The 21,903-nt window shown below is 67.9% G+C and carries 18 protein-coding genes; 10 read left to right on the top strand and 8 right to left on the bottom strand.

Annotated elements, in window-relative coordinates; all coding sequences use genetic code 11:
• Nucleotides 1-87: 87 nt before the first annotated feature.
• The 3 genes from Adu01nite_RS04560 to Adu01nite_RS04550 all read right to left on the bottom strand — a co-directional run bounded on the left by Adu01nite_RS04560 (nt 88) and on the right by Adu01nite_RS04550 (nt 2,064).
• Complete coding sequence (locus Adu01nite_RS04560; protein WP_203725086.1) at nt 88-297, bottom strand: DUF397 domain-containing protein; 210 nt, start codon at nt 295-297, stop codon at nt 88-90.
• Nucleotides 267-467 carry a hypothetical protein gene (locus Adu01nite_RS04555; protein ID WP_203725142.1) on the bottom strand — a complete coding sequence of 67 codons (201 nt, stop codon included), beginning with the start codon at nt 465-467 and terminating at the stop codon, nt 267-269. The genes Adu01nite_RS04560 and Adu01nite_RS04555 overlap by 31 nt, the downstream gene beginning before the upstream one ends.
• Before the next feature lie 394 nt (nt 468-861).
• The gene (locus Adu01nite_RS04550) at nt 862-2,064 is read right to left on the bottom strand and encodes a helix-turn-helix domain-containing protein (protein ID WP_203725084.1); all 1,203 of its coding nucleotides are present in this window, start codon (nt 2,062-2,064) and stop codon (nt 862-864) included.
• Between the two features lie 45 nt (nt 2,065-2,109).
• Here Adu01nite_RS04550 and Adu01nite_RS04545 point away from each other — a divergent pair, with 45 nt between their 5' ends.
• From Adu01nite_RS04545 to Adu01nite_RS04530, 5 genes are all read left to right on the top strand, one after another.
• A complete protein-coding gene (locus Adu01nite_RS04545; RefSeq protein ID WP_203725083.1) occupies nt 2,110-2,673 on the top strand; it encodes a flavoprotein in 564 nt (187 codons plus the stop codon).
• Nucleotides 2,674-2,759: 86 nt separating this feature from the next.
• Nucleotides 2,760-3,041: an HD domain-containing protein gene (locus Adu01nite_RS49065; RefSeq protein WP_379130789.1), complete on the top strand. Its 282-nt coding sequence runs from the start codon at nt 2,760-2,762 to the stop codon at nt 3,039-3,041.
• Nucleotides 2,956-4,154, top strand: a protein-coding gene (locus Adu01nite_RS04540; RefSeq protein ID WP_203725081.1) for an IS3 family transposase whose coding sequence is annotated in 2 segments (ribosomal slippage) — nt 2,956-3,220 and nt 3,220-4,154 — 1,200 coding nt in all. Because the reading frame shifts where the segments join, the coding sequence is not laid out codon by codon here. Before Adu01nite_RS49065 ends, Adu01nite_RS04540 begins: the two co-directional genes overlap by 86 nt.
• A gap of 405 nt (nt 4,155-4,559) precedes the next feature.
• The gene (locus tag Adu01nite_RS04535; RefSeq protein WP_203725079.1) at nt 4,560-5,804 is read left to right on the top strand and encodes a serine hydrolase domain-containing protein; all 1,245 of its coding nucleotides are present in this window, start codon (nt 4,560-4,562) and stop codon (nt 5,802-5,804) included.
• 56 nt (nt 5,805-5,860) lie between these two features.
• A complete protein-coding gene (locus tag Adu01nite_RS04530; protein ID WP_203725077.1) occupies nt 5,861-6,643 on the top strand; it encodes an SDR family oxidoreductase in 783 nt (260 codons plus the stop codon).
• Nucleotides 6,644-6,700: 57 nt separating this feature from the next.
• On the opposite strand, the gene Adu01nite_RS04525 is transcribed toward Adu01nite_RS04530, so the two are convergent.
• The gene (locus tag Adu01nite_RS04525; protein WP_203725075.1) at nt 6,701-7,609 is read right to left on the bottom strand and encodes a dioxygenase family protein; all 909 of its coding nucleotides are present in this window, start codon (nt 7,607-7,609) and stop codon (nt 6,701-6,703) included.
• Between the two features lie 309 nt (nt 7,610-7,918).
• On the opposite strand from Adu01nite_RS04525, the gene Adu01nite_RS04520 reads away from it, so the two are divergent.
• Both Adu01nite_RS04520 and Adu01nite_RS04515 read left to right on the top strand, forming a co-directional pair.
• Entirely contained in the window at nt 7,919-9,532 is a 1,614-nt protein-coding gene (locus tag Adu01nite_RS04520; protein ID WP_203725073.1) for a pectate lyase family protein, read from the top strand.
• Between the two features lie 126 nt (nt 9,533-9,658).
• Complete coding sequence (locus Adu01nite_RS04515; protein ID WP_203725071.1) at nt 9,659-10,903, top strand: GAF domain-containing sensor histidine kinase; 1,245 nt, start codon at nt 9,659-9,661, stop codon at nt 10,901-10,903.
• Nucleotides 10,904-10,962: 59 nt separating this feature from the next.
• Here Adu01nite_RS04515 and Adu01nite_RS04510 read toward each other — a convergent pair whose 3' ends face one another.
• The 3 genes from Adu01nite_RS04510 to Adu01nite_RS04500 all read right to left on the bottom strand — a co-directional run bounded on the left by Adu01nite_RS04510 (nt 10,963) and on the right by Adu01nite_RS04500 (nt 16,141).
• The gene (locus tag Adu01nite_RS04510) at nt 10,963-13,266 is read right to left on the bottom strand and encodes a bifunctional polysaccharide deacetylase/glycosyltransferase family 2 protein (RefSeq protein ID WP_203725138.1); all 2,304 of its coding nucleotides are present in this window, start codon (nt 13,264-13,266) and stop codon (nt 10,963-10,965) included.
• Nucleotides 13,267-13,334: 68 nt separating this feature from the next.
• A complete protein-coding gene (locus Adu01nite_RS04505) occupies nt 13,335-14,102 on the bottom strand; it encodes a hypothetical protein (protein WP_203725069.1) in 768 nt (255 codons plus the stop codon).
• 461 nt (nt 14,103-14,563) lie between these two features.
• Nucleotides 14,564-16,141 (bottom strand): dolichyl-phosphate-mannose--protein mannosyltransferase, encoded by a 1,578-nt coding sequence (locus Adu01nite_RS04500; RefSeq protein ID WP_203725068.1) that lies wholly within the window; start codon nt 16,139-16,141, stop codon nt 14,564-14,566.
• A gap of 50 nt (nt 16,142-16,191) precedes the next feature.
• Between Adu01nite_RS04500 and rsmI the strand changes: the two genes are divergently transcribed.
• Nucleotides 16,192-17,046: a 16S rRNA (cytidine(1402)-2'-O)-methyltransferase gene (rsmI, locus tag Adu01nite_RS04495; RefSeq protein ID WP_203725066.1), complete on the top strand. Its 855-nt coding sequence runs from the start codon at nt 16,192-16,194 to the stop codon at nt 17,044-17,046.
• A 67-nt stretch (nt 17,047-17,113) separates the two neighbouring features.
• On the opposite strand, the gene Adu01nite_RS04490 is transcribed toward rsmI, so the two are convergent.
• Complete coding sequence (locus tag Adu01nite_RS04490) at nt 17,114-18,517, bottom strand: hypothetical protein (protein ID WP_203725064.1); 1,404 nt, start codon at nt 18,515-18,517, stop codon at nt 17,114-17,116.
• A gap of 133 nt (nt 18,518-18,650) precedes the next feature.
• Between Adu01nite_RS04490 and metG the strand changes: the two genes are divergently transcribed.
• Both metG and Adu01nite_RS04480 read left to right on the top strand, forming a co-directional pair.
• Nucleotides 18,651-20,447 (top strand): methionine--tRNA ligase, encoded by a 1,797-nt coding sequence (metG, locus tag Adu01nite_RS04485; RefSeq protein WP_203725062.1) that lies wholly within the window; start codon nt 18,651-18,653, stop codon nt 20,445-20,447.
• A gap of 210 nt (nt 20,448-20,657) precedes the next feature.
• On the top strand, nt 20,658-21,872 hold the full coding sequence (locus Adu01nite_RS04480) for a hypothetical protein (protein WP_203725060.1): 1,215 nt from the start codon (nt 20,658-20,660) through the stop codon (nt 21,870-21,872).
• The last annotated feature ends 31 nt before the right edge of the window (nt 21,873-21,903 follow it).

The following is a 21,903-nucleotide window of genomic DNA, read 5'->3' as shown; positions in this document are numbered from 1 at the left end:
TTGGCTACGCCGGTCACGCCTTGGCTGCGCCGGTCACGCTCTGGCTGCGGCGGCCGCCGTGGTCAGCTGTGGCCGGCTGGATGGTCGCTAGAGATCGAACTCTCCGTGCCTTAGGTCGGTGATGAAGGCCTTCCACTCTTCTGAGGTGAAGAGCAAGGTGCCATTCGCGCGGTTCTTGGTGTCTCGGACGGCTACGACGCTGGGGAGGTTGGTGGCGACTTCCACGCAGTTGCCTTCGCTCGCTGTTGTATCAGCCAGCTTTGCTTTTACTCTGAACGCCGGTCGTGAAGGCCCCATGCGGCGAGCAGATCACGGACGTCGTTCGGGTGGCACCTGAGTGCGCCGAAGTCGCCATCGCCCCATGCAATGACGTCCGTGATGTCGAGGTGGTCGTCACCGATCTGGATTCCGACGTCCGCGTTTGCTGGTAGCGCCGCGATCCGCTGTAACAAGTCGTCCCGCATCATCGCTGGCTGGTCTCCCTTCTTGAACCGGGCTGCTTGGCGGCATCACGGCGAAATTCGGCGGGCGTTGATCAAGTCGGGTGGGCTCGCTCCGGGCCGTCGTGTCGGCAGCCGCAGACTTCGGGAGAAGATCGTCACCGCGCTCTCTCGACGCCAACACGGTGCCGGCGAGTCGCACGCCAGGCAGCGGCCAGTGCCGCTGGACGTGACGTGTTCATCGAGCACGGCCTGCGCCTCGACCAAGCATTGATCCGCTGATATCGCGTAGTACGCAGGCCCGGCCGGTCGGTTTCCTGTCCCGCTTGTTTGGTTCGCCACTCGCCACGCACCTCCCGCCGGCTGCTTCGCCGGGTGTGACGCTATGGCCGCCAACTGCCGAAATGATTAGCCGCTCTAATCACGTCGCGTCGAGGCGCGCGGCCAATGCTTGAAGTTCGCGCCCGCCAGTTGAACGGCGCGCCCGCCGCAGCATCGAACCGACGGTCTCCCGGACGAGCGGCGACAGCCGAACCCGCTGGGGCGCGATCTCCTCGGCCCGAAGCAGGGCGGCCCTGGCTTCGGCGTCGTGTTTCCGAGTCTGCGCGAGGCAGCGTCCCAAATCGGCATACATCGTGGCTCGCCGGTTCGATGATCCGATGACGGAAACATCGATCGGTGGCAGCGACATGGCGGCTCCGCCTTCGTTCAGTTCGGCGAGTACACCCAGCTGCCAGATCGCGACATTCGTCGGCCCGAACCACAGCTCGCCGAAGTTGCCTTCGCCGAGGCGGCTTGCGATGACAGTCGCTTCCCGGAGATGGTCCAGACTCCGCTGTGCGTCCCCGTCGATCGCCGACAGCATGGCCGCGCTCAGGTGCAGCATCCCGTAGACCTGACCCGCACGCGGATGACCAGCTGCGGAGTCCATGTGGTCGATCGCTTGGCCGGCCCGCTTCAACGGCAATGACCTGGTTTCCGGCGGAAGGGTGTGCACGGTGGCGAATTCCGCGATTCCGAGCCATTCCGGTTCATCCATCAGCGTCGACGCTGTGGCCTGACATTGCTGGGCCGCGAGCATCGCAAGGTCGGCATGTCCCAGATACTTCGCCGCGAAGGTCGCCGCGTACGTTGCCCACACCAAGCGGCGTAAAGCCGCGGGACTTTCGCGATCGTTCCCCAACGTCAAGATAAGCGCGGGGAGCTGGGCCACCAGTTGGTCGTAGCGGCAGGCATTGTGCAACTCGGTTATGCCGGTCAACGTAGCCACAAGATCGGCCGGTCGATTCTCCGGAATCTCCGTCACGCCGAAGGCGAGCTCGGCGAGCGCGGCACGAAGTGGCGGGAAATGGCGAGCCGCCGTGACGTGCTCCAGGGTTGTCGGGTCGTACGGCTGACCGGTCAGGTCGGCCAGCGACACCTGCAACGCCCGCGCGATCGCAAGCTGCGTGCTGCGCTTGTCCAGGGGCGAGGTGCCGGCTTCGATCTGGGCGATGTAGCCCTGGCTCACGCCTGCAAGGTCGGCGAGCACCCGCTGGCTGAGGTTACGCTTTAGCCGCCAGCGGCGAACCCGGACACCGAAATGGTCCAAGGCGGTCCCTGACTCCGCACGGTGCGTGACCATTGCACGACGATACTTCGCCGATTGCCGAGTTAGTGCTGGAGCCGCATGCCGATCGATGGCCAGCCGGTCCTTTGCGTCGTTGCGTGCGGCGGGCGCCCCGCAGCCGACCTACCGGCCTTCGTAGCCCAAATGCAGACCGCCGGATGGCACGTCTGCGTCGTCGCGACCCCATCTGCTTTGAAGTTCATGGACTGCGATGCGCTCGCCACGCTCACTGGCCACGCGGTCCGATACGACTACAAACAACCGGACGAGCCCGACGTCTTGCCGCAGCCGGAAGCCTTCATCATCGCTCCGGCCACCTTCAACACGATCAACAAGATGGCCGCCGGAGCCAGCGACACCCTCGCCCTGGGCATGCTCAACGAGGCAATCGGGATGGGCCTGCCGATCATCGCCGTTCCGACGCCGAACGTTGCTCTCGCTCGCCATCCCGCGTTCCAGGCCAGCGTCAAGGCGCTTCGCTCGTGGGGTGTCGACCTCATGTTCGACCCGGACCGCTGGCCTCTGCCGACACCTAACATGGGCCCGCCGGCCGCCGGATTGTTTCCATGGGCCGACCTTGTCCATGCCGCAACGGCACTCACCGAGGCAACGACCAAGGCTTGAGAGGCCGGATGCCTGCGACAACTGTAGGTACGCGGTTCGGAATTCAGTACGCGGCGCGCATCTCCGGCCGCTAGGAAGGACCACCGGTGCCAGAAGACGCTGAGGCGATCGCCGCATTCGGGTACGAGCTCGGGTTGCTCAAGCGCGTGCGCCGCACCGGGTGGTGGCACGCCGGAGTCCGCGACCCGGAATCGGTCGCCGAGCACACCATGCGTATGAGCCGCCATGATCTTTCCGGACAGGTGCACCAAGTAGAATTGGTTCGCCTGGGAAGGAAAGTGAATGCCTCGTCCAAAGCGAAGTTTCTCGCCGGAGTTCCGGCGGGAGGCTGTGAAACTCGTCATCGACGAGTCGCGTCCGATTGTTGACGTGGCTCGCGAATTGGGGATCGGCGAGGGCACGTTAGGTAGCTGGGTAGCCCGATATCGCCGCGACCACGCCGGCGAGGAACCGGCCCTGTCGGTCAACGAGCGGGAACGGCTACGGCAACTCGAGCGCGAGACACGGGAACTGCGGATGGAGAACGAATTCCTGAAAAAAGCCGCAGCGTACTTCGCCCGGGATCATCGGTGAGTGACACGTTCGAATTCATCGACGCCGAGTACGCAACCTCCCAGCAGAACAGACACCCGCTGTCGCCGTCGTTGGCGAAAATGTGTGTGTGGCTTGAAGTTTCCCGATCAGGGTATTACGAATGGCGGAACAAGCCGGCCTCCGCGACTTCCTGTCGGCGTGAGGAATTGAAGACTTTAATCGTTCATTTCTTCGAAGCGTCCGACGGCACCTACGGCTACCGGCGCGTCCACGCGGACCTGGCCGAACACGGCATCACCTGTGGCCTGGAGCTGGTCCGCGCGCTGATGCGTGAGCTGGGGCTGCGACCATGCCAGCCGCGGCCGTGGCGACACAGCCTCACGGTCGCCGGCGACACGCCGCACCGCATCCCGGACCTGATGGACCGCGATTTCACCACCGACCAGCCGGGACGGAAAATGGTCGGTGACATCACCTATGTCCCAACCTGGCAGGGCTGGCTTTTCCTGGCGACCGTGATCGACTGCCATACCCGGGAAGTCATCGGCTGGGCAACGGACGACAACTATCGCACGCCGCTCATCGAGAAAGCAGTGCGGATGGCCGCCGCGAACCATCGCCTGGCCGATGACGCGATCTTCCATTCCGACCGTGGCAGCAATTACACCTCGGCCGACTACAGCGCCACCCTCAGCGAACTTGGAATTCGCCAATCCGTCGGCCGTACGGGTATCTGCTACGACAATGCAATGGCCGAATCGTTCTTCGCGACACTGAAGAACGAACGGGTCCACCGCACCGTTTATCCGACCCGCGAACATGCCCGCCGCGACATTGCCAGATACATCGAGCTCCGCTACAATTCCCGCAGACGCCACTCGCAACTCGGCTATAAGACACCGCACCAAGTCCGGTACGAGTTCGAAGATCGGCAGCTAGCCGCATGAATTGAGCCTAAATAGGCCTGTCCGAAAAAATCGGGGCAGCTCAGTACCGCCCAGTTGGCGGCCCTTATCGCAGTTGAAGAAGGCGCCGACCCCGCTCGTGCAGCGTTCCTCGCCCTGTGGCACGACACGCAGGAGACCCGCACCGGCGACCTCCCGCACACCGCCACCCGATATCTGGCCAAGCCGGACCCACGCCAAATCACGGCAGACCAGACCGACCAACTTCCCGACCAGTCCCGCGACGTGGTCCCCCGTGCCGCCGTCGACGAGGCTTTCAGCCTGTCTGTCGGGGGAAATTCGGCCGTGTCGGTGGGCGGTGGGGCGGGGTCATGATCGAGGCAGGGTGGCGTCGGATCTCGATCGGGGCCTGGGCGGCTGCCCGGTGATCTTGGAAGCGAGAACGCCATGGTCAAGGTTGCGGTGGCGCCGGAGCTTATTCATGGGGACGTCGACGAAGGGTATGGGCCGGTGGCCGATGCGTTTCGCCGTAACTTTGCTGAGCGCGGTGAGATCGGGGCGGCCTGCACGGTCTATCGGGGCGGGCGCAAGGTTGTTGACCTCTGGGGTGGGTATCGGGACGGAGTGAAGCGGTTGCCCTGGCAGGCGGACACCGTTGTGGTTATGTACTCCACTACCAAAGGGGTCTCGTCGCTCGCGCTTGCCCTTGCTCACTCTCGGGGGCTTCTTGATTATGACGAGCGCGTTGCTGCCTACTGGCCTGAGTTCGGGTGGCGCGGTAAGGGCGGGATCACCGTACGGCAATTGTTGTCTCATCAAGCTGGGCTGCCGATTGTTGATGTGCCGTTGACCGTTGCCGACCTTGGTGATCTTGACTTTATGGCGGCTGCTCTTGCTATACAGCGGCCGCTCTGGGCGGCCGGCACTCGGCATGGCTATCACACGATCACGCTTGGCTGGTATGAGAGTGAGCTGCTTCGCCGGGTTGATCCTGGTGGGCGGTCTATCGGGCGCTACTTCGCTGATGAGATTGCTGGGCCGCTCGGGTTGAGCTTCTACATCGGACTGCCCGACGACTTCGACATGGCGCGGCGGGCCACCATTCATGGGCGGGGGAACCTGCAGATGATGATGCATCTTCGGGACTATCCGACCAGCACGTTGCTCGCCATGATGAAACCCGGGAGTCCGGTTCGGCGGTCGCTCAGTAATCCTCCTGAGCTTGTTGTGGACACCGCCTTCAACACCGACGAGATGCTGCGTGTCGAGATTCCGGCCGGGAACGGCATCGGGGAACCCCGAGCGGTGGCGGCCGCCTATGACGCTGCCCTCACCGGGAAGCTCGGCATTACCGCCGGCACGCTCGAAGCCCTCGTTCAACCGGCTCGGGCACCCTCGGGGGGAACCGTGGACGAGATGTTGCGTACGCCAATCTCCTTCTCTCTTGGGTATTTGAAACCCACGCCGGACGCGCCTTTCGGCAGTGCCGCCAACTCCGCCTTCGGGACTCCGGGGAACGGTGGGTCGTTCGGGTTCGCGGATCCGGATACCGGCATCGGGTACTGCTATGCGCCCAACCGGCTTGGGTTCGGGCTTCTCGATCGGCGGGAGATTGCGCTTCGGGATGCGCTCTATCGGGATGTCCTCGGTGAGCGGTCTCAACGACCCGGGAACGGGGACTTTGGGCACTGACTCCGGGCGGCGACTCGGCGTGACGATCTAGGTGAACGACGGACGGGAGGCGCGCCATGGCTCGTGTATCGGTGGTCACCGGATCGGCATCCGGCATCGGTAAGGCCACCAAGGAGCTGCTGGAAAGCCGCGGGGAGCGGGTGGTCGGGGTCGATCTGCACGATGCGGAGATCACGGCCGACCTCACCACGGCTGAGGGGCGTGCCGCGCTCGTCGACGGTGTGCAGCGGCTTACCGGTGGGGCCATTGACGCTGTGTACGCGGTCGCGGGCCTTGCTCTGCCGGTGCCGGCGACCGTTGCGGTCAACTTCTTCGGGGCGCTTGCCACGCTGGAAGGGCTGCGGCCGTTCCTGTTGGGGTCGGCTGCGCCCCGGGCCGTTGTCGTCTCCTCGATGGCGGCTCTGCACCCGGTTGATGACGAGCTGGTGGCTCTGCTGGAGAACCGGGATGAAGCGGCCGCGCTTGCCCGGGCCGAAGTGCTGGCCAAGTCGCCGGAGACGCTCGGGTCGCTGATTTACAGCTCCAGCAAGAAGGCTCTGTCGCGCTGGGTGCGGCGGCAGGCGCCGGCCGTTGAGTGGGCCGGTGCTTCCATTCCGCTCAACGCTGTTGGGCCGGGCATCATCGTCACGCCGATGACCGCCGACATGATTGCCACCGAGGAGCAGACGGCGGCTCTTCTCGAGCTGGTGCCGATGCCGCTGAACGGGGTGGCGCAGCCGGAGGCGGTGGCCAATTTGCTGGCCTGGCTCGGCAGCGTCGAGAACACCCACCTGTGCGGTCAAGTGATCTATGTGGATGGTGGCAGCGACGTCGTCATCCGTGGTGACTCCGTCTGGTGAGAGAGAGCTTGCGGGGGCCGGGCGGGGCCGCACAGCGGTCCGGCCCCCGCAACCTGTTCAGGCCGACGGCGACTCGGTAGCGGTGGGCGATTCGGTGGGGGACGGCGAGTCGGTGGGGGTCGGCGACGGGGTGCCGGACGGCGGCGGGCCACTCGGGGGCGGGCCGCCGGGGCCACCCGGACCGCCGGGGCCGCCCATGCCGCCGTCGGGGGCGCCGACCGCGGTGTCGGAGAGGTCCAGGCCGATGCCGAAGCAGGCCGACCAGGCGGTGCGGCCCTGGCGGGTCGGCTGCAGCAGCATCTGGTCGCCGACCGTGTTGTAGATGCCGTCCGTCGCGTTCGTGGTGTCGGGGGTGCCCTTTGCCGCGTACGGGTCGGTGGCCAGGAACGCGGCGTTGAACTCCTCGGTGAAGAAGAGCTGCGAGGTGAACTCGTACGGGTTTCCGTCGGTGCCGGTGGTTCGCACCTTGAGGTGGATGTGCACCGTGCGGCCCTGGTACCAGCCGGGCAGGACGGTGATGAAGCGGACCTGGCCGCGGCTGTTGGAGATCTGGTAGCCGCGCAGGAACGTCTTGCCCACCGAGTTGTTGGCGGCCTCGTCGGAATAGACGCCGGCCGCGTCGCAGTGCCAGATGTCCACCTGCGCGCCGGCCAGCGGGCTGCACACGCCGTCGGTGATCTGCAGGATGTTCAGGTCCAGGGTCAGCCGGGTGCCGGGCGACACCGAGCCGTCGGACGTGTCGATCCGGATGTCGCTGCGGTTGAGGCCCTCGTCCACGAAGTAGGGGCCTTCGGTCATCTCCGGCTTCGCCACGCAGTCGACCGTGGTCGCGGTGGGGCGGGTGGCGGCCTGGGCGGTGGTGGCGCCCGCGGCAACGACCAGGCCGGCGCCGGTGGCCAGGCCCAGGGTTACCAGTGCCTGGCGGCGGCTGAGCAGCCGGCCGACGGGTTCGTCGTCGTCGTGCATCAGTTCTCCTCTGAGGGTGTCCGAGAAATCGACATGTGCGAATACATCAACCGAACCTGTCGGGAGCCTGTGGATGTGACCGGGGTCACATCGGACGGTGGCAACCTTTTTATGCGGCAACGACCACTAAATGATGGAACTAATTGCTCTCCATTCTTTTCACGAAGCCTTTCTGGGGCGCGTTGAGAAAAGGCAGGGCAAGCGCTTACCCGCAGCTCGGAGTGTTCTTATTTTTGCTTTAAGGGCTTTGACTGCGACGTTTTCGGGCGCCTACGGTCTCGCTTGTCCTCGTAGCCCGAAAGGAACCCCATGAATAAGAAAAGGATCGCCCTGGCGGCCGGTATGACCACGGTCGTGGTCGGTCTGGGCAGCCTCGCGTCGGTGTCGTTCGCGGATGCCGACGGGGCCTCGGCGGCCGGCTTCTCCGACAGCTTCGAGGACGGCGACACCGCCGGCTGGAGCAAATCGGGCGGCACCTGGTCGGTGGTCAGCGACGGCTCGCACGTGCTCAAGCAGGGCAAGACCGGCGCCACCCTGGCCCGGGAGTTCGCGGGGCTGACCGACTGGGCCGATTACACCGTGTCGGCCAAGGTTGAGCCGCTGTCGGTCGCTTCCGGCGGGTACGCCGCCATCGTGGCCCGCTCGACCAGTGCCACCAGCTTCTACCGCCTGGCCCTGACCGGGGCGAACAAGGTGCGACTGGAATCGGTGAAGTCGGGCACCGCGACGGTGCTGGGCGAGGCCGCGCTCACGGTGAGCGCGGGAACGTCGTACACCCTGGGTCTGACCGTCAATGGGAACACGCTGAGCGGGTCGGTGAACGGGGCGCAGGTCGCGACGGCGACGGCGACGACCTTCGCGAAGGGGCGGATCGGGCTCCAGACGTACGACGCGACCGCGCAGTTCGACGACGTGAGCGTGACCGTCGGTGGAAGCTCGACGCCGGCCACGACGACCCCGACCACGACTCCCACCACGACCCCGACCACGGCTCCCACCACGACCCCGACCACGACTCCCACGACCAGCGCACCGAGTGGCGGTTTCGAGACCAGTCCGATCGGCTTCGGGGCCGGGACCACCGGTGGCGCCGGCGGCACGACGGTGAACATCACCTCGCTGAGCCAGCTGATCACCGAGGCCGCCTCGACCGGCCCGAAGATCCTGCAGCTCGCCACGGTCATCCAGGGCGGCGGCGATGACCAGGTGGTCGTCTCCTCGAACAAGACGATCGTCGGCACCACCGCGAACGCGGGCCTGACCGGCGGCGGCTTCTTCATCAAGAAGGCCAGCAACGTCATCATCCGCAACCTGAAGATCTCGTTCGCGCAGGCGCCCACCGACCTGATCGCGGCCCAGGTGTCCGACCACATCTGGATCGACCACAACGAGCTCTTCAACGACACCAGTCACGACAAGGACTTCTACGACGGCATGGTCGACCTGACGCACGCCACCGACTTCGTCACGGTCTCCTGGAACTACCTGCACGACCACTTCAAGGGCTCGCTGGTCGGGCACAGCGACAGCAACGCCGCCGAGGACACCGGGCGCCTGCGGGTCACCTACAGCCACAACTGGTTCGACAACGTGGCCTCCCGGCTGCCGCGGCTGCGCTTCGGCACCGCGCACATCTACGACAACCTGTTCACCAACGCCGCGACCAGCGGTATCCACTGCCTGATGTCGGCGCAGTGCCTGGTGCAGAACAACGTGTTCGTCAACGTGAAGCTGCCGGTCTGGACCACCGAGGACTCCGATGAGGACGGTTTCGCGGTGATCAGCGGCAACGACTTCGGTGGCGAGGCGCCGGTCATCACGCAGACCGGGACGTTCACCACCCCGCCGTACTCGTTCCCGCTCGGCGCGACCGCCGACGTCTCCGCCCTGGTGAAGGCGGGTGCCGGGGTCGGCAAGATCTGAGCATGAGAAAAGGGGGGCGCGATCCGCGCCCCCCTTTTCAGTCGACCAGACGAGCCAAAGTTTGTCCGATGGGCGTGGATAGCTACTTTTGGGTGGTATCTCTGAAGCGAGCCTCGGAGGTAACCCATGCACGCTTCCCTGCCCGACAACGAAACCGATCGCCTGTCCGCCCTGTACGCGCTCGACATCCTCGACAGCGCGCCGGAGCAGGACTTCGACGACATCGTGCAGCTCGCCTCGAACGTGTGCGGGACACCGATGTCGCTGGTCACCCTCGTCGACACGGACCGTCAGTGGTTCAAGGCGCGGGTCGGCACCGACCTCACCGAGACGTCCCGCGACCTCTCCTTCTGCGCGCACGCGATCCTCGGCCGGGACCTGCTGGTGGTGCCGGACGCGACCAAGGACGCCCGGTTCGCCGACAACCCGTCGGTCGACATGGAGGGCGGCATCCGCTTCTACGCCGGGGCGCCGCTGGTCACCACGGACGGGTACGCGCTGGGCACGCTCTGCGTGATCGACAACTCGCCGCGCAGCGTCGGCGTCGAGCAACTCCAGGCGCTGCGTGCGCTGGCCCGGCAGGTCACCTCACAGATGGAGCTGCGCCGGCACTCGGTCGCGCTGGCCAACACCACGGCCCGGCTGCAGGAGCTGGAACGGCGCAAGGACGACCTGGCCCAGCTGGTCGGCGGGGACCTGCGGGCGCCGCTGCGGCTGATGTCCACCTACCTGGAGAAGCTGGGCAGCACCGGCCGGCACGACGCCGAGATGGCCGAACTGGTCGGCCGGGCCACGGCCGGGCACATCCGCGGCTTCCTCGACCTGCTGCACCACCTGACCACCATGGCGGACGCCGGTTTCGGCAGCGAGAGCCTGCACATGCGGCAGATCGACCTGACCCGGGTCACCCAGCGGGCGGTCGAGGCGGTGCGGCCGATCGCGGCCACCAAGCAGATCTGGATCCTCAACCAGGGCGGCGGTCCGGCCCTGCCGATCATCGCCGATCCGGTACGCCTCGAGCAGGTGTTCACCCAGCTGCTGTTCGCCGCGGTGAAATACACCCCGGCCGGCGGCCGGGTGCGGGTCGGCACCGAGATCGAGTCCGGTCCGGCCCTGCACATCGACGACATGGACATGCCCAACGGCGTACGCCCGGAGCTGTTCCCGCATCTCTTCTACGGCGCGATCGCCAACCCGTCGGAGATCCCCGGGCCGGACCGCGGACTCGCGGTGGCCAAGAAGATCCTGGACGCGCATCACGCCACGGTGGCGCTCTCCGACCGGCCCGGCGACGGCACCTCGCTGCACGTCGTCTTCCCGTTCGCGCAGCCCACCACGAGCGCCGAGATTGCCGAGCTCATCGCGGCTTAGTGGTAGCGCCGGCCCGCACCCCGACCGGCTGCAGGTCGAGCGGGGTACGGGCCGGCGCATCACCCGGTGTAAACCGGGCCGGAGCCGCCACCCGGGGGCGAGCCGGCTGACGGAAGGTCTTCGGGGTCCATCGCGCTCGGCTGCACCGGCAGGGCCACCGCACGTCCGGCGGCCGGGTGATCGGAGCCCGGCCGCGGCACGTCGATAGTGGACGGCCAGGTGTCGATCTGCGGTGCCAGCTTCTGCTGCGGCACGTCGATCATTCCCGAGCGCTGGGCCAGGCCGGCCCGCTGCAGCTTGTGCCAGCGCAGCCGGCCGCCGGTCATCGCGGTCGTCGCCGACTGCATCAGCACCAGGTACATCAGCTGCCGGTAGGCGAACTGCTGCAACGGCAGCCGCCACAGCGGTTTGACCGACTCCTTGTCGAAGCGGAACGCGACCGCCGCGGTGAACAGCTGCAGCATCAGCATGCCGAACCAGGCCAGCAGCGTCTCCTGCAACTCCCAGAAGACCAGGCCGTAGAGCAGCATGATGTCGACGACCGGGGCGAGCATCGGCAGCGCCACCCCGAACAGCGCCAGGAACGGCAGGCCGACCCGCCCGAAACGACCGGACGGCCCGGAGTCGCGCAGCGCCCGGCGGTGCTTCCACATCGCCTGCATGGTGCCGTAGCTCCAGCGGTAGCGCTGGCGGTAGAGCTGCTCGAGGGTGGTCGGCGCCTCGGTCCAGGCCTTCGCCCGCTCCTCGTAGACCACCCGCCACCCGGCCCGGCACAGCGCCATGGTGACGTCGGTGTCCTCGGCCAGCGTCTCGTCGCTGACCCCACCGACCTGGGCGAGCGCCTCCCGGCGGAACGCGCCGATCGCACCCGGCACGGTCGGCATGCAGTTGAGCACCTCGTAGAGGCGGCGGTCCAGGTTGAAGCCGATCACGTACTCGATGTGCTGCCAGGCGGCGACCATCTTCTCCCGGTTGCCGACCTTGACGTTGCCGGCGACCGCACCCACGGTCGGGTCGGCGAACGCCTGCACCAGCATCCGGATCGAGTCCTTCTCGAAGATCGTGTCGCCGTCGACGGTGACGATCAGGTCGTTCTTGGCCAGCGCGATCCCGGTGTTCAGAGCGTTCGACTTGCCGCCGTTGGGCACCCGCACCACGCGCACGTTGGGCAGCGCCATCCGCTCCACGATCGCGGCGGTGTCGTCGGTCGAGCCGTCGTCGACCACCACCACCTCGATGCCCGGATAGTCGCCGCCGGCCAGCGAGCGTACGGCCGCCTCGATGCCCTCCTTCTCGTTGTAGGCGGGCACGATCACCGACACCGGGTCGGTGACCGGCGGACCCCAGCTCCAGTCCGGCTTGCGGCGCTGCCGGGCGTGCCGGGTGGCGAGAAGCAGGAGCAGGAGGGTACGGCCGATGGTGAGCAACCCGACCACCAGGAACAGGCCGGCGATGAACCAGACGAGCCCGTCGGCGAGCCGCACCGTCCACAGCACCGCACTACCGCGCCAGACGTCCGCGGCCGGCGCCGCCGGGTTCTCCGGCAGCAGCGGTACGGCGGCCGCGCCCTTCGCCTTGTTCCGTGCTTCGATGCTCTGGTTCAGGCCCTCGGTGACCGTGGTGAAGCGGTAGCCGCGCTCCTTCATCATCGGGATGAACCGGCGCAGCGCGGCCAGCGTCTGCGAGCGGTCACCGCCGGCGTCATGGAACAGGATGACCGCCGAGGTCTCGCCGGCCGGGGTCGCGTTGCGCACGATCTGCCGCACCCCGGGCAGCTGCCAGTCCTCGCTGTCCAGGTCGTTGACGACGACCAGGTAGCCCTGCTTGCCGGCCTCCTTGACCAGCTCCCAGTTCGTGTCGTCGATCGCGTTGGCCTTCGACGAGTACGGGAAGCGGGCCAGGTTGGTGCGCACGCCGGTGGCCCGGGCGATCGCGACCTGGGTCTGGGACAGCTCGAGCGTGCGTCGCCAGGGCGCCACCCGCTGCAGGTTCGGGTGGGTGAAGGTGTGCAGGCCCAGCTCGTTGCCGCCGGCGGTGATCTGCTTGGTGAGCGCCGGATGGCGGGCCACCTCGGAACCGACCACGAAGAACGTGCCGTGCGCGTCGTTCTCCTTCAGCACCTCGAGGATTTTCGGGGTCCAGGTCGGGTCGGGGCCGTCGTCGAAGGTGAGCGCGATGGTGCGCTCCGGCATCCGGGTGCTGCTCTCCTGGCCGCCGGTGGTGTTGATGACCGGCCCGCCCCCACGGATCGCCAGCGGTACGCCGTCCTGGTCGCCCACCTCTTCCTCGGCGTGGTCGCTCTTGAACTCGGCGTTGATGTAGGCCTGCACCGTCAGAACGCCGACGAAGAGGATCACCAACATCGAGCCCAGCAGGACGCGGGGTTTGGGGAGGAGACGACGGCGCGCCGGGCCGCGGGCGCGGGCCGGACTCACGCCGAGACCTCCGGAGCGGGGCTGGGCTCAGCGGCCGGCTCCGGCTCCTGGGTGGCCCGCGTCTCGACGGGTTCGGCGGACTTCGGCGGCGCAACTGACTTGACGGGCTCAGCGGTCTCCGCGGGCTCAGCCGGAGCCGGTGCGACCGTGGTGGACGAGGCGACCGGGGTGGGCTCCGCGGATCCGCCGCCCTGCCCGCCGGTGCCGACCGTCGGCGGGGCGGGTGCCGGGGCGGTCGTGGTCGGCGGTGTGGTGGTCGGCCCGGTCGTCGTCGGCGTAGTGGTCGACTCGGTCGGCTTGGTGGTGGTGACCGAGGGCTTCGGCGTGACCGGCGCGGTCGTCTTCTTGGGCGTCGGCTTCGTCGTCACCACCTTGGTCGACTCCAGGCGGGGTGCCGTCGTGCGCGGCGCGGTGGTGCGGCGGGGCAGCGCATCGGTGACGAACAGCGCGGTCGGCGACGTGGTCGGGGCCGGCGTGGGGGTCGGCCGCGGCGCCGCCTTGCCGTCGTCGTCGGTCTCCGCCTCGAGACCGGGCAACGGCAGCACGGCACTGGACCGGACCGGACCACCGGCCAGGCTGACGCTGATCAGGCCGCCGTAGAGCATGACCAGCACACCGAACGCGTAGGCGAGACGTCGCAGCAGCCGGCTGCGGCGTCCGGTGCTGTCCACGAACACCGGCGCCGGCACCTCCACGGAGATCACCTCGGTGTCGGGAATGTCGGCGACGGCGAATTGCGGGTTTTCTGGCTCCTGCGAAGTCACGCGGCGAGCTTAGGAACATCTACAGCGATCTTGAGCGCACTCACCCGAGAGAGTGACGGATGATCGCCACCACTAAATCAACCGAAATGATGAGCGTCGGCGTTTGACCAGATGGGGGCCGGTGTGTGCCACCGGAATAATGATCGCCCTGAGCTGGGAGGTAATGACACTCCCGGGGAGGTTACGACAATTATCCGAACAATTTTCTGTCGCATTAGCGACACGTCTCCCGGCAATTTCGCGAAAAGAATTCGCGAGGAGATAAATACTTCTAATACATAATTGCCCGGAATGTCCGATGTTGCAAGCTGCCTTGATCGAAATTTGAAACTTCGGTCGGCACCCGTTGTGTCCGACATCGGAGGTCGTTAAGCTTCATGTTGCGCGCCCCTATCGCCCGCTTCCCCCGTGGCAGGCGATCGGGGCGCGCCCTATTTTCCGGGCGAGCCCCCGCTGTGGAGCTAGATCCAGCGGCCGCCAAGCCACATCCGAGACGACCAGCTGTCGTAGGTCATCAGCTGTGCCACGAAGATCGGATGGAAGTAGGCGAAGCAGAGCGCGACGAGCACGACATAGGCTCCCGCGACCACCGTCCCGATCAGCTGGCGGTCCGTTCTGCCCTTGCCCGCCACCACCCCGTCCGGTGGCGTCATGATCGCCCCGAGGACGTAGACGACCGCCAGGATCAGGAACGGCACGGCGGGCAGCAGGTAGAACGAGAACATCGTCCGGCCGTCTTTGATCGCGTAGTAGAACCACGGCAGCATCCCGGCCACCACCGGCACCAGGATCGCCCAGGCCCGCCAGTCACGCCGGGCGATGCCGAACCAGATCAGCGCGATCAGCGCCGGGGCGAACGACCACCACAGCAACGGCGTGCCCAGCAGCAGGATCTCCCGGGCGCAGCTCGGCGCACCGCAGTTGCCGCTGTTGTTGTTCCAGTAGAACGCGACCGGCCGGCCCAGCAGCAGCCACTGCCACGGCCACGACTGGTAGACGTGCCGCTCGGTCAGCTGGCTGTGGAACCCGTACGCCTCCTGGTGGTAATGAATCAGGTTGAGCAGCGCGCCGAGGATCGGCGGCTCGCTCCACCCGTTCGCCTCCCGGTAGTGCCGGAAGTAGCCGGTGTTCGTGACGAACCAACCGGTCCAAGTGGCCAGGTAGAAGATGATGCTCAGCACGAAGGTGAGGAGCAGGTAGCCCAGGTCGCCGAGCACGCCGGCGATGAACGCGCCGCGGATGCCGGCCGAGCGGCGCGCCTGCACCCGCCACGCCCACACCAGGGCGGCGAAGAACGGCGCGAAGAACAGCGCGCTCCACTTCACCCCGCAGGCCAGGCCGAACAGCGCGCCGGAGGCGAGCAGCCACCACGGGACGATCCGGGGGATGGACGGGGTGCTGCTCGGGTCGTACCCGTTTTCCAGAGCGCGCAGCAGCCGGCGCCGGTAATGATCGCGGTCGAGCACCATGGCGGCGAAGGTGAGCAGCACGAACAGGCCGAGGAAGATGTCGAGCAGCGAGGTGCGGGACAGCACCAGCTGGAAGCCGTCGAGCGACAGCAGCAGCCCGGCCGTGCCGGCCAGCAGCACCGAGTGGAACAGCCGGTAGGCGATCCGGACCAGGATCAGGATCATCAGCGTGCCGGCGATCGCGGCGGTGAACCGCCAGCCCAGCTCGTTGTTGCCGAAGATCTTCTCGCCGATCGCGATCAGCCACTTGCCCAGCGGCGGATGCACCACGTACGCCGGGCCGTTGGTCTTCTCGTCCCACTCGACGCCGTGCTGCAGCATGTCCCACGCGTCGGTCGGGTAATACACCTCGTCGAAGATGTAGCCCTTCGGGCTCGCCAGGTTTTGGAAGCGCAGGATGCCGGCGATCACCGTCACGACGACGGTCACGATCCACGAATGCGGATTCAGCCAGTTTTCCAGCGTCGCCAGGCGGCGCCGGACGATCTCGGGAACACCGCGCTCACCGGGGGGCTCCACGGCCGCGGGCGGCTCCGGAGTGAGTTCTGTCTCAGCTGTCGCCGTCGTCACTCCGCGATCCTAGGACGTCGTGCTGGGAAGCGGTGTGATGGACTGACGCTGTGGCAGCCAACGAAACCGGCCGGGTCGTGCTCCTGGGGGCCCCGCTGGGCAACATCGGCGACGCCTCGAACCGGTTGCGCGACGTGCTGGCCTCGGCAGATGTGGTGGCGGCCGAGGACACCCGGCGCCTGGCCCGGCTCGCCCGCGACCTCGGCGTGACGGTCACCGGGCGGGTGGTGTCCTATTTCGAGGGCAACGACGAGCGGCGTACACCCGAATTGGTGGCGGCCCTGGCCGACGGCCTGACCGTCGCCGTGGTCACCGACGGCGGCATGCCGAGCGTCTCCGACCCCGGCTACCGACTGGTCAAGGCCGCGCTGGACGCCGGTTTCCCGGTCACCGCGGCGCCCGGCCCGAGCGCGGTGACCACCGCCCTGGCGCTTTCCGGGCTGCCCAGCGACCGGTTCGTCTTCGAGGGCTTCCTCCCGCGGACCGGCTCGCACCGCCGCTCCCGCCTGCGTGAACTCGCCGCCGAGCCGCGCACCCTGGTCTTCTTCGAGGCGCCGCACCGGATCGCGGACGCGCTGGCCGATCTGGCCGCGACGTTCGGCCCGGACCGGCCGGCCGCCGTCTGCCGCGAGCTGACCAAGACCTACGAGGAGATCCGCCGCGGCACCCTCACCGAGCTGGCCACCTGGGCCGAGGAGGGCGATCCGCGCGGCGAGATCACGGTGGTGGTGGCGGGCGCGCCGGTCGGGCCGCAGGCGCGGCCCTCCGACGACGAGCTGCGCGAGGCGGTCGCCGAGCGGGAATCCGCCGGCGCCACCCGCCGCGATGCGATTCAGGCCGTCGCCGACGACTTCGGCCTGAAAAAACGCGATGTCTACAGCTTGGTGCATCAGTCACGCACTTGATGAGTACGACGTCGGCAGCGGCCGTGGCGCACAAACCGGCTCGCCCAGGCCCTTACCGCTCACCCGGTCAGAACGAGCCGATCAGGAAGCCCACCAGCAGCAGCACCGGTCCGGCCAGGCTGGCCAGCACCGCACCCCGTCGCGCGCGCCCGGTCTCCAACCGGCGGGCACCGGTCACCCCGGCGATCACGTACCCGCACAGCAGGACCAGCGCGAACCCGAGCAGCCAGCGCAACTGCAGCAGCGGCGTGGTCTCGCCGAGATAGGCGCGCGGGCTGTCCGCGCTGACCATCCGGGCCGGGCTGACCGTGCCCGGCACCCGCTGGCCCGGGCCGACGCCGAGCAGCGTCACCTTGCTGATGGTGAAGCCGCCGTCGGCCGCGGCGAACCGGCCGTTGCAGTGCTGGGTGACCCCGGAGCTGGTGCAGTGTGCGGTGGTCGCGTAGCCGCGGTCGCCGTGCCCCATGGCCAGCCAGAACGGTTCGGCGCTGACCCAGGAGAAGAAGGCGGACAGCAGGCCGAGCGCGATCAGCGAGACCAGCGCGGCGACCGGCGGCTTGCCCTTCTTGCCGGACCGCCGGCCGCGGCGGCCCGCGGCGTGCGCCGGCCGAATGTCCAGCTCCGGCTCGGGCAGCTTCTCCGGGTCGGTGTGCCAGAACGGCGAGTTCTCCAGCCGTTCCAGCCGGGCGTCGACCTCGGGGGAGCCGGTCGGCGGTGGCAGCGGCGGCAGCGGTTCGGTCGGCCGATAGGCGTCGCGGCGACTCTGCCGGGCGACGCTCGGTGCCGGACCACGGTCGGTCGGAGCGGTTGGCTCGAGGGGCACGGTGGGCCGGTTGCGGGTGCTCGGTTCGGGCAGAACCATCACGTCCGCGTCGGCGTCCGGGTCGGGCAGCAGGCCGAGCTCGGCCTTCATCTCGGCGACCACCTCGGGCGCCGTCTGCGGTTCCCGAGCCGACGCCTCTTCGACCACCGGCACGTCGACCACCGGCACGTCGACCACCGGCACGTCGACCACCGGGACCTCGGCCGGCGGGGCTTCGACGGTCGGCGGCTCGGCGGTGTCCGCCTTTACATCGGCGGCCACGGTCGTGGCGGTGACCTTGGCGGTGTAGCCGGTCGGCCGGAGCGGGTCGTAGCGGTGCTCGTCGGCCTGATCGTGGTGGCGTTCCACCACCGGTGGGTCGATCAGCTGTACGGCGGTGTCGCGGGCGCCGGCGGCGTGCCCCTCGGCGGCCGCACCGGTGCGCTCGACCGGGCTCGGCGGCTGCAGGGTGCCGGTGCCCCCCTGCAACGCGCTCTCGGCGACCGCCTGATGCTGCGCTGCCCGGCGGCGCGGGCTGCGCGGTCGCCCCGGCTCGGCGGCGGCGTGTTCGTTCTCGCCACGCCACCAGGACGTGCCGGGGTCGGAGAACGACCACGGGCTTCCCTCGTTGGAGGGCTTTTCCCCAGGTTGCGGTGTTTCTCCGGTCACGGGTCCCATTGGACTACGCGGCCGCCCCGCTCAGCACGTTTAGATGGGGTGTGTCGCGATTTATACGGATCTTGCCGAGGGCGGAACCAATCCGTTCGCGGCGGAGCCGGGCCGCTCATTACTCTTAGGAACCATGAGTCACGTTCTAGCCGCGGTTGCCTGGCCTTACGCCAACGGCCCGCGCCACATCGGTCATGTCTCCGGCTTCGGGGTGCCCTCCGACGTTTTCAGCCGGTACATGCGGATGGCCGGTCACGACGTACTCATGGTCTCCGGCACCGACGAGCACGGCACCCCGATCCAGGTGCAGGCCGACGCCGAGGGTGTGACCGCGCGTGAGCTCGCCGACCGCTACAACCGGGTGATCGTCGAGGACCTGCACGGTCTCGGCCTGACCTACGACCTGTTCACCCGCACCACCACGCGTAACCACTACGCCGTGGTGCAGGAGCTGTTCTCGGTGCTGCACCGCAACGGCTACATCGTCGCCCGCACCACGCTGGGCGCCCGGTCGCCGTCCACCGGCCGCACCCTGCCCGACCGCTACATCGAGGGCACCTGCCCGATCTGCGGCTACGGCAGCGCCCGCGGCGACCAGTGCGACAACTGCGGCAACCAGCTCGACCCGGAGCAGCTGATCAACCCGCGGTCGAAGATCAACGGGGAGGTGCCGGAGTTCGTCGAGACCGAGCACTTCTTCCTCGACCTGCCCGCCTTCGCCCAGGCCATCGGCCGCTGGCTCGACCAGCGGGAAAATTGGCGGCCCAACGTCCTGAAGTTCTCCCGCAACCTGCTCGACGACCTGCAGCCCCGGGCGATCACCCGGGACCTCGAGTGGGGCGTGCCGATCCCGCTGGAGGGCTGGAGCGACCGCAACGACAAGCGCATCTACGTCTGGTTCGACGCGGTGATCGGTTACCTGTCCGCCTCGATCGAGTGGGCCCGCCGCACCGGCGACCCGGAGGCGTGGCGGCAGTGGTGGTCGGCCGACGGCCTCGGTAAGGACTCGCAGTCCTACTACTTCATGGGCAAGGACAACATCGTCTTCCACTCGGTGATCTGGCCGGCGCTGCTGCTGGGTTACTCGGGCGAGGGCGACAAGGGCGGCGAGCCGGGCGACCTCGGCAAGCTCAACCTGCCCACCGAGGTGGTCTCCAGCGAATACCTGACGATGGAGGGCAAGAAGTTCTCCTCGTCCCGCAAGGTGGTCATCTTCGTGCGCGACTTCCTGGAGCGCTACGACGCCGACGCCCTGCGCTACTTCATCGCGGCGGCCGGCCCGGAGTCGACCGACACCGACTTCACCTGGGCCGAGTTCGTCCGGCGCAACAACGACGAGCTGGTCGCGGGCTGGGGCAACCTGGTCAACCGCTCGATCTCGATGGCCGCCAAGAACTTCGGCGTCATCCCGGCCGCCGGCGAGCTGACCGCCGAGGACGAGGCGCTGCTCGCCGTCGCCAAGACCGGCTTCACCACGGTCGGTGAGCTGATCGGCAAGCACCGGCAGAAGGCGGCGATCGGCGAGGCGATGCGGGTGGTCGCCGAGGCGAACAAATACCTGTCCGACCAGGCGCCGTGGAAGCTCAAGGCCGAGGAGGACAAGCCGCGTCAGGCCACCGTCCTGCACGTGGCGCTGCAGGTGGTCAGCGACGCCAACACGCTGCTGACCCCGTTCCTGCCGCACTCCGCGCAGAAGGTGTTCGAGCTGCTCGGCGGCGTGGGCGTGCACGCCACGATGCCGCGCATCGAGCAGGTCGAGGACCTCGGCGGCGGCCCGGACTACCCGGTGCTGACCGGCGACTACACGGTCGGCGCGAAGTGGGAGTCGGTGCCGCTCGTCGCGGGCACGCCGCTGGCCGCCCCGAAGCCGGTGTTCCGCAAGCTGGAGCCGTCGGTGATCGAGGAGGAGCTCGCGCGCCTCGAAGGCTGACGCCCGGTTCGTCCGCGCAGGCCCGTTGTCGCCCTTCCGGCGGCGGCGGGCCGGTGTGATTTCTAGCGGCCTTGTCTTGATCGATCTCTAGTCGATGACCTACCCTCGTGCGACCACGGGGGAAACGCTTGCGTTTCATCGGTACGGCGCCGTTCTATCGTGCCTGCCGACTTCCCTTCGTGCGGCTGACCCCCTCGAAGGAGCAACATCTTGAAGACTCGCCTCAACCGGCCGCTCCTGGCCGCGGTCCTGATCGGCAGTCTTGCCGCCGGGACCATCTACGCCACCCCGGCGTTCGCCGACCCGGTCTCGCCCAGCGCCGACGCTTCGTCCGGCGCGCCGCTGACCATCACCGAGGCCGACCCGAGTGAATCCGCCTCGACGCCGACCGAGCCCGGCCCGGAGGACTCCACGCCGGTCGTGGCGCCGGAGCCGGAGGACACCACCTCGTCGGCACCCGACCCGGAGCCGTCCGCCTCGGACCCGGGCACGCCGCCCGACACCACCGCGCCGAGCGGCTCGTACAAGCTGAACCTGCTGTCGCTGTGGGTGGGGCAGCGGACCACGCTGACCCTGGGCACCGTCTCCGACAACGGCGGCGACCCCGACCAGGTCACCCGGGTGGTCACCTGGGGTGACGGCACGAGCACTACGCTGCCGGTCGCCCAGACCACGTTCGCCAAGCAGTACACCCGGGCCGGCCGGTTCGTCGTCACGGTGACCCTGACCGACGCGGCCGGCAACAAGAAGGTGCTGCCCGCGGTCGCCGTCACGGTCGTCACGCCGGGCAAGTTCAAGCTCAGCAAGTCCTCGGTCTGGCACCACGAGGCCTTCAACGTCGCGGTGTCGGCGGTTCCGGCCGGCACCACGAAGATCGTGATCAACTACGGCGACGGCAACGCCCGCGCGCTGACCGGCAAGAACCAGACCGTCGCCAAGTCGTACTACCACCGCAGCAACGGCACCCTGGTGCCGGCCGGCACGATCACGCTGACCGCGGTGTTCACCAACAAGTACGGCAGCACCACGCCGATCGTGGTCGGCCGGATCGCGGTCAAGAAGGACTCCTGGGCCCCCAAGGTGACCATCACCAAGCCCAAGAACAGCAGCAGCGCCAAGGCGTGGAGCACCCTGAAGGGCACCGCCACCGACAAGGGCTCCGGCGTCAGCGAGATGATCGTCGTGGTCCTGCGCGTGGTGGGCTCCAAGGAGCAGTGCTACTCGTACCAGAACAAGTGGATCAGCCTCACCAACGACCTGAACATCCTCCTGTGCCTTCGCTCGGTGAAGGTCAAGAAGAACAAGTGGTCGCTGGGCGTCAAGGGCCAGAAGAAGGGCAGCACGATCGACGTGCTGGCGGTCGTCGGCGACTGGTCCGACCGCACCGGCCAGGCCGAGGTCATGAAGAAGCTCACCAAGGCCTGATCCTCGAACGCGGGGAAACCGGCGCTCACGC

The sequence above is a fragment of the Paractinoplanes durhamensis genome (assembly GCF_016862175.1).
Classification (GTDB): Bacteria; Actinomycetota; Actinomycetes; order Mycobacteriales; family Micromonosporaceae; genus Actinoplanes; species Actinoplanes durhamensis.
This window is presented reverse-complemented; position numbering and strand designations above follow the sequence as displayed.

Coding starts and splice junctions, on each gene's coding strand:
- Adu01nite_RS04560 (WP_203725086.1), bottom strand. CDS start 297: ATGGGGCCTTCACGACCGGCGTTCAGAGTAAAAGCAAAGCTGGCTGAT.
- Adu01nite_RS04555 (WP_203725142.1), bottom strand. CDS start 467: ATGATGCGGGACGACTTGTTACAGCGGATCGCGGCGCTACCAGCAAAC.
- Adu01nite_RS04550 (WP_203725084.1), bottom strand. CDS start 2,064: ATGGTCACGCACCGTGCGGAGTCAGGGACCGCCTTGGACCATTTCGGT.
- Adu01nite_RS04545 (WP_203725083.1), top strand. CDS start 2,110: ATGCCGATCGATGGCCAGCCGGTCCTTTGCGTCGTTGCGTGCGGCGGG.
- Adu01nite_RS04535 (WP_203725079.1), top strand. CDS start 4,560: ATGGTCAAGGTTGCGGTGGCGCCGGAGCTTATTCATGGGGACGTCGAC.
- Adu01nite_RS04530 (WP_203725077.1), top strand. CDS start 5,861: ATGGCTCGTGTATCGGTGGTCACCGGATCGGCATCCGGCATCGGTAAG.
- Adu01nite_RS04525 (WP_203725075.1), bottom strand. CDS start 7,609: ATGCACGACGACGACGAACCCGTCGGCCGGCTGCTCAGCCGCCGCCAG.
- Adu01nite_RS04520 (WP_203725073.1), top strand. CDS start 7,919: ATGAATAAGAAAAGGATCGCCCTGGCGGCCGGTATGACCACGGTCGTG.
- Adu01nite_RS04515 (WP_203725071.1), top strand. CDS start 9,659: ATGCACGCTTCCCTGCCCGACAACGAAACCGATCGCCTGTCCGCCCTG.
- Adu01nite_RS04510 (WP_203725138.1), bottom strand. CDS start 13,266: ATGTTGGTGATCCTCTTCGTCGGCGTTCTGACGGTGCAGGCCTACATC.
- metG (WP_203725062.1), top strand. CDS start 18,651: ATGAGTCACGTTCTAGCCGCGGTTGCCTGGCCTTACGCCAACGGCCCG.